The sequence below is a fragment of the Leptotrichia sp. genome (genome assembly GCF_057270615.1).
In genome coordinates this window covers 1-7,846 of record NZ_DBHIXN010000070.1, presented here as the reverse complement: position 1 = coordinate 7,846, position 7,846 = coordinate 1, and the positions used below count along the sequence as shown (strand labels likewise).

The 7,846-nt window shown below is 27.1% G+C and carries 7 protein-coding genes; all 7 read right to left on the bottom strand.

Annotated elements, in window-relative coordinates; all coding sequences use genetic code 11:
* Positions 1 to 211: 211 nt before the first annotated feature.
* Entirely contained in the window at positions 212 to 1,192 is a 981-nt protein-coding gene (locus ACO409_RS09560; RefSeq protein WP_485556732.1) for a type II secretion system F family protein, read from the bottom strand.
* A gap of 38 nt (positions 1,193 to 1,230) precedes the next feature.
* Positions 1,231 to 2,118 carry an ROK family protein gene (locus tag ACO409_RS09555; protein ID WP_485556730.1) on the bottom strand — a complete coding sequence of 296 codons (888 nt, stop codon included), beginning with the start codon at positions 2,116 to 2,118 and terminating at the stop codon, positions 1,231 to 1,233.
* A gap of 65 nt (positions 2,119 to 2,183) precedes the next feature.
* Complete coding sequence (gene rfaE1 / locus ACO409_RS09550; protein ID WP_485556728.1) at positions 2,184 to 3,185, bottom strand: D-glycero-beta-D-manno-heptose-7-phosphate kinase; 1,002 nt, start codon at positions 3,183 to 3,185, stop codon at positions 2,184 to 2,186.
* Between the two features lie 376 nt (positions 3,186 to 3,561).
* On the bottom strand, positions 3,562 to 4,785 hold the full coding sequence (locus ACO409_RS09545; protein WP_485556726.1) for a type II secretion system protein GspD: 1,224 nt from the start codon (positions 4,783 to 4,785) through the stop codon (positions 3,562 to 3,564).
* 108 nt (positions 4,786 to 4,893) lie between these two features.
* Positions 4,894 to 5,439, bottom strand: a complete 546-nt coding sequence (locus ACO409_RS09540) for a hypothetical protein (RefSeq protein ID WP_485556724.1) — start codon at positions 5,437 to 5,439, stop codon at positions 4,894 to 4,896.
* A 17-nt stretch (positions 5,440 to 5,456) separates the two neighbouring features.
* A complete protein-coding gene (locus tag ACO409_RS09535) occupies positions 5,457 to 6,881 on the bottom strand; it encodes a hypothetical protein (RefSeq protein WP_485556722.1) in 1,425 nt (474 codons plus the stop codon).
* 62 nt (positions 6,882 to 6,943) lie between these two features.
* Positions 6,944 to 7,555, bottom strand: coding sequence for a hypothetical protein (locus ACO409_RS09530; protein ID WP_485556720.1), 612 nt, complete (start codon positions 7,553 to 7,555; stop codon positions 6,944 to 6,946).
* Positions 7,556 to 7,846: the final 291 nt, after the last annotated feature.

Genomic DNA, 7,846 nt, shown 5'->3' with positions numbered 1-7,846 from the left:
AGTATATTTTTTCTGCTTTCGCCACCATCACACTTATACCATATATTATTACCTAAGTATTATGTTGTGGTTATACTAGCTTTAAGAGTTCCCAGCAATTCAGTTTCTTTGTTGCACGGTTTTGCTCCGTGTCTACATACAAGTTTCCCTATATGCTTACTAAAATTTTCGTGCAATTCATCTCATGACTAAAGTCGTGAGTGTTCTTGTACTATTTAATAAAAATTATTGAAAGCGGCTCAAACATTTTCAAAATCCATTTTATCTTTTCACTAACTTTTTCGTAATAAATTTCATTTAGGTTAAAAAATGATATTTTCATTTCTCCAGTTTTTTCTCCAATTGTGAGAAAACTTATGTATTCATTATCAAAAAAAGTAGTATTTTTAAATGATTTTTGAATACTCTCACCTTTTTCTATTTTTAAAACAATTTTTTTCAGCTCTTCATTTAAAACATAGCTTTTAGAATTTGTACACATTTTTAGAGATTGAATTAATGGCACATTAGCATCTGTCAAAGAATACATATTTCTCGTAAAATTTAATATACAAATATTTTTATACATTTTTCCAATAATTTTTATTCCTAAAATTTTTCTTTCAAAAATTTTCTCATTTTGCTTTTTCCATTTTTTAAAACAAAAAAACAAAAAAATTATAGTTATCAATAAAATAATTCCATATTTATCAACTATTTTACTAATATTTATAACAATTTGTGTAACTTTCGGCAATTCCTGCCCAATATCTGAATAAATTAAAACAAATTTAGGCACAACAAATTTCAACAGTATAAATACAATAACTAACGCTGTAATTATAACTGTTATTGGATAAATACTCAAATTTTTTATATCTTTTTTTATTTTCTGATTAAATTCATACTTTTCATATAAATTCTTAAAAACTATTTCTAAATTCCCAGTTTCTTCCCCAATTTTAACCATTTCCATGAATTCTCTATTTAAAGTAATTTTAGAAAAAGCCCTATGAAGTGAAACTCCCTTTTCAATTTGCTGTTTTGTGCGAATTATCCTACTTTTCAAATCTCCATCATAATTCTGAGCAACAATTCCAAGTGTATCAATTAGTGAGATTTTACCATTTAACAAATAATACACGCTTTTAGTAAAAGATAGCAAATCCTTTTCGTTTATTTCAGTTTTGTTACTCTTTATAACATTTATCATTTTAATTAATCCCCCCCTGATTAATTATAAATCAATTTTTATTTTTTACTATTTTCCAATGCAATTTTTCCTAATGCAATTGAACCAACAAATCCTGCTTCATCTCCAAGTCCAGGATAAACAATATAATTGTCAATTTTTTCCAAAATTTCCTCTTTTTGAACATAACCATTCAAAAATTCTAATACATATTTTCTAATTAACGGGAACAGTTGCTTTTGTTTCATAACTCCTCCACCCATAATTATTTTTTGTGGCGATAAAATCAAAATGTAATTTACTACAGCTTGAGCCAAATAATATGCTTCCATATCCCAAACTTCAGATCTGTCAGCAAGTTCAAATCCTTTTTTACCCCATCTATCTTCTATTGCAGGACCTGCAGCCATTCCTTCCATACAGTCCTTATGAAAAGGACATCTTCCTTCAAATTTATCATCTTTATGTCTTTTTAAAAATATATGACCCATTTCAGGGTGTGTTAATCCTTGAAGCATTTTTCCATCAACAACTGCTCCAGCACCAATTCCAGTTCCTACTGTAATATACATAACATTTTTAAGATTTTCTCCAGCACCCCACCAGCTTTCCGCAAGTGCCGCTCCATTTACATCGGTATCAAATTCCATTGGAACATCATAATGTTTTTTTAATTCTCCTATTAAATCATAATCACTCCAGTAAGGTTTTGGAGTTTTTGTAATATATCCATAAGTTTTAGAACCTTTTACAGGATCAATTGGTCCAAAACTTCCAACTCCTATTACATCAAATTCCTTGTCCTTAAAATATTCGATGACTTTTGCCATCGTCTCTTTCGGTGTTGTAGTTGGAATACTTATTCTGTCTATGACCTTTCCATCTTCTGTCCCCAATCCACAAATAAATTTAGTTCCCCCAGCTTCAACTGCTGCAATAATTGCCATAATTTCACTTCCTTTTCTTTATTATTTATATTTTTTTATATCTTAATTTCTATGACTATTAATTTTTATATACTTTTCAATGTATTATCATTATCCTTATAAAATTCCAATATTTCATCTTGTGTCGCAGCAGCTGTCCCTATTTTTGCAACTACAATTCCAGATGCCATATTTGCAATTACCCCAGCCTCATATAAATCCGCTCCAGCACATATTGAAAGTAAAAATGTTGATATAAACGTATCTCCAGCACCTGTCACATCATAAACTTCCCTTGCTACAGTCGGTATTCTCTTATGTTTAGTCTTAAATAACGAAACTCCTTCTTCACTTCGAGTAAGCACAACACTATCCAACTTTAGTTCTTCCTTTAATTGTGCCATTTTTTCAGCAATCTGCTTTTCACTTGTAAATTTTTTCATTCCAAAATAATCCAGAATTTCTTTTCTATTTGGAGTCATTGAAGTTGCTCCAACATAATTTTTAAAATTTTGCGGTTTTGGATCAACCATTACCCTTTTATTATGTTTTTTAGCTATTTCAATTATTTTTTTAGATAAATCTTTCGTAAGCAATCCTTTGTTATAATCTGAAAGCAATACTGCATCAATATTTTCAATGTTTTTTTCAAAATTTTCTAAAATCTGATTTTGAATATTTTCTGAAATATCAGTATCCTTTTCCCAATCCAACCTTAACAACTGTTGTCCTTGAGATAAAACTCTGCTTTTAATAATCGTTGGACGTGTATCATCTTTCACAATTCCATCAAAATTTACATTTTTGACTTCAAGTTCTTTAACAAATTTTTCTCCATTAGCATCATTTCCGATAACCCCATAGACATAAGCCTTCCCTCCAAGCGAAGTCAAATTATTTGCTACATTTGAAGCTCCTCCAAGTACAAATCTTTCTTTTTCTATGTTCACAATCGGAACAGGAGCTTCTGGAGAAATTCTGTTTACTTTTCCAATCAAATACTCATCTAGCATCATATCACCAATAACAGCTATTCTAATATTGTTAAATTTTTTTATTATTTCTTCAATCCTTTGAATTGAAACCATCTTTTTCCTTTCCTAAATTCAAATTAGTTAATTTATAATTATGTCATCAAAATACGCTTCAAAACTAAATTTAAAAGGTATGACAAATCTGACATTTTTAATACTAACCCCCATTTAAAAAATAAACAATGTCCTATTTACTTTCTGATAAGGAGTCTTGATCCTTTACTAAACAAAATTATAGTAACTCCATTTTTTTAACGGAAAATAGTATAAACTCAGGATTTGAATAAATAGCCATAGCCTTTGAGTTCTGTTTTAAAGTGGTTTTACTATAGTCTTTACTTAATATTATACTACATATTTTTGAAATTTCCAGTATAATTTATAAATTTTTTATATGAATTGAGAAAAATCAAAAAAATTATTTTAGCTATTAACTTTTATCTTGTATAATTGCTTCAATTTCAATATAAATATCCCGCACTTCCCTATTATTTCTACGATACTTAAATAGCGGACCAATTATAGGGATTTTTGATAGAAATGGAACTCTTCTTATTGTCTCTTTGCTCACATCTTGCTTTAATCCGCCAATAAAAGTTGAACCCCCATTATTTAATGTAATTGTTGTTTTTGTCTGGTTTTTCTGTTTAGCACCAGAAGATGAATTGTAGCTTGAAGTTAATTTAAAATTACTTATTTCTGTATCAATTTTAAGCAAAATTTTCTTCACTCCATTAATTCTCCTAATTTCAGGATTTATTCTAAAAACAATTCCAGCTTCAGAAAAAATGGGCTCTACATATTCAGTATCATTTTTCGTAGTTTTCTTTTCCCCAACCAGCACTTCTTCCGTAACCTTCAACTCTCCTTCCTCATTTTCCATAATCATAAGTGTCGGCATAGCCTCAATCCGTATATCCCCATTTTCCTTTAATAAATTAAAATCTATCCCTAAAAATTTTCCTCCTTTAGAAAAAATTGATGCAATTGAAACTTCTCCATTCAAAAATTTTGCCACTAAATTATCCTTGCTTGCATTTGCATTATCACCATTTATGCTCCAATCAATACCAAGTCTCTCAAATAAATTAGAACTTGTATCAATTATAGTCCCCTTTATTATAATTTGCTCCTTTTCTTTATCTAGTGATTTTATAATCCTTTTCATTTCTTCAATTTTATTCTCATCCCCACTAAAAATAACCTTATTATCAATCCCAATCACTTCAAACCCAAAAAAACCATTAAGTGCCTCAGTAATATCCTTCCCATTTCTATATTCCAAATCAACTTCTCCAGTTTTCTTTTTTATTTCCTTTACAGTTTGCTGTACTTGATTTTGACTTTGACTCTGGTTATTTGTTTTATTTTTATTTTCTTCTTTTTTATTGGCAGAATTATTATTTTTATTTACATTCTGATTATTTTTACTATCTTTCTTACTATTGTTTTTAGCTTTATTCCCATTATTTTCCTTTTTTTTATTATCAGTTTGCACCTTTTTGGGAACTTCATAAATAAATATTTTTTTAGCATTTTCAACGTCACTTTTATTAACATAGTCAGCCACTTTTGCTCCAAAAATATTATTCCCAAAAAAATAAAAAAACAGAATTAAAACAATCCCAAACCTAAATCTTTTCTTTCCCTCCAAAATTGTAATCCCCCCTTTTTCAATTTTGATATTTTTATTATTTATAATTTTTAATAATAAATAGTTCCACTTTATTTAATTCTACATTTTTTACAATAAAAAATCCCGCTAAATACTAATTTTATTTTTATCCTCAAGCTTTTCTATAAATCCCAGCGAGATTTTAAATCCATCGCTTGTAAGTTCCATAAATGTTTTAGATGTGTCGATATATTTTTTACTTTTATTAACAAAATAAACAAATTTTCCAAAGTTATTCAAACTTCCGTATACTGTAAAATGAATATATTTAAGTCTATATCCGTTTCTTTCCCATACATTCTCAGACTTCGAGATTTCCTTCATTTTTAGTCCGCTGTCGTGTGAAAATACATAAATCATTTTCTTAAATTCTGATTCATTTTTTATTGACAAAAACGACAATCTTTCTGTAAGTTCCATTATTTCATTGTATTCTCCCATAACTTTACTTCTTTCAGCCTCTTTGCTTTCAATCACATCCATAATCTTATTTTCCAGATTTCTTTTATTTTCAATTAAAATTTTTCTATTGTTCAAAATTTCCTTATATTTTTCATACTTTTTATTGATACTTACTAGCATAAGAACAATCCCAATTACAAGCACCATCATTTTAAAATTTAATTTTATCATTTTTCTCTTCCTATTTTTTAATTTTGAAATGGATCAATCACATATTCAAAAATCGTTGCTGTATCATTATCCTTTAAATATCCCAATTCAGAACTTGGATACTTTCTCAAGATGTTATTTTCAAGTCGCTCAAAGTTATTAAAATTTTCCATTTCTCCCTGCACAATCCACTTTGCATTTTCATAATTAATTTTCGTATAATCAATACCATTTTTACTATTTTCAACCAGAAATTTTATAACTGAATAATACTCCCGCCTTTTTATCCCGCTATCAATTTCACGAAGAGTCGTAAGTTCCTTTGAATAATCAGGAATTTTTTCAGCCTTTCTTTTCAAGTAATCTTTTTCCAGCGACTTTATCTCCTTCTGAATAATTTCATTTTCCACAGTTTTTTTCTGAAGCGGAATTAAATTATAAATCAGGAAATATGCAAATATAAAAATTCCAGCAATAACAACATCCAAAATTTTTATACTCTTCACACTTTCCTTATCAAAAACAGCCATTTTCTTCATAAAATCAAGATTATCCGAAAGCTCTGATCCTGAAAATATAACTTTTATGTCATTTTCTCCATCTCCAATAACTATCATATCTCCAAAATCAAAATTTTCAACATCATCCACATCTTCAATTTTCAATTCAATTTTTTCAATCTCAATAATCTTTTCATCCTCAATCAAAATTCTAAGGCTATTTTCTTCCCCCAACTGCAAAATTTCAATTTTATCATTTTCATTTTCTAAATTATTATCCTCATTTATATCAATTTCTTCAATCTCACCAAAATTTCTATTCGCAACTTTATTTTCAAAAACTTCCATTTCTTGATTTTTTTTAACATTTTCATTTTCAAGAATCTCTATTTCTTGAATCTCTCCAATACTCCCATTTATATTCTGAAAATTTCCTTCATTTTTAAAAATATTATTTTTATTTTCAAATTTCTTTTTCTGACTTGCTTCAAAATTTTCATCTTTAAAATAATTATAAACAGCTTCAAAATCAACTTTCAGTTTTAAAACTACTGCCGAATATTTTTTCAAGCAATTTTTTATCTTAAAAATTTCCCTTCTATCCAAATAAATATCTAAAAACTGCTCTTCCAAATGATTTATAATCATTTTTCTTTTTACAAAATTAATTTTTTTCTTTAAAATTCCTGAAATATCTTCAAATTTTATAGATTTTTTCTCTGAATCTTCAATATTATTTTCCTTCTTGCCAGATTCTTCCACATTTCCATCAAAATTATCAAACAAAAAATACGAATAATGCAAAATTACAGTCAATTTTAAATTTTTTCCAATGTTATTTTCCTCAAAAAACGACTCCAGAGCCATTTCCAACTCTTGATTTTCAAAAAAATATATTTCATTATTAAAATATATATAAACCTTATTTCTGCTTCTTATATATATTTTTATTTTTTCTTCCATCACTCCCCCTTTACTATTTTAATTATTAATTATAATTTTATTAAAAAACATTGAACTTAACTTTACAAAAATTTTGATTCCACAACTCTTATCTCCACTTCCAGTGGACTTACCCTCCTAAACCCAACTTTTTCCTGAAACAAAATCTCTTCACCTAAAATTTTCCTTGTAAATACAACTTTTAATTCACTATAAACTTTATTTTCCTCAAGCGGTAAAGAATATTCATTATTATTTTCATCACTTATAGATTTAATCCTGTAATTTCCAATGCTTTCAGTATCTTTTACAAAAAATATTAAATTTTTAAATTCGATATTCTTTCCATCTTTTTTTAAAATACTATCAAAATACCGTTCTCTCTTCCCTAGCAAAATCAAATTTCCATCAAAATTAATCCCCCTTTCCAAAATTTTTTCCACATTCTTATTTTCCATCTGAACCAAAATTTTTTTCTCTATTTTATTTTCTTTACGGCTTTTCAAAAATACCATATCTTTCTTTTGTTGCACATAATACACAAAATTAATTGAAAATGCCGATATTATTGATAAAATTACTAGAACATAAACTAGACTTGCTCCTTTATTTTTTTTTGTTATTTTATTGTCTGATCTTAATTTTTCCCTATTCAATTTCCTACTTCTTATCAAACTAAAATATCTATTTTTCATTATCTAAAACCTCAATTTATATTAAATTTAATTATTCAAACACAAAAACTTAACTTTCTTATAAAAATATCTGCTATTTATACTAAATCTTATTTAAAGAATAAAAATTATAACAAAACTATTATTTTATAACGAGAAACAGTGTTAAATGAAAAAATATGAATAATATTAAATTTTTACAACCCTAACATCTTCATTTTTATTTTCTTTTAATCGAATAATCAGTAATTTCCCCACTTTTTCAAATTTTACTTCATTAAATTTTCCAATTTCCACTTTACTTCCAAATTT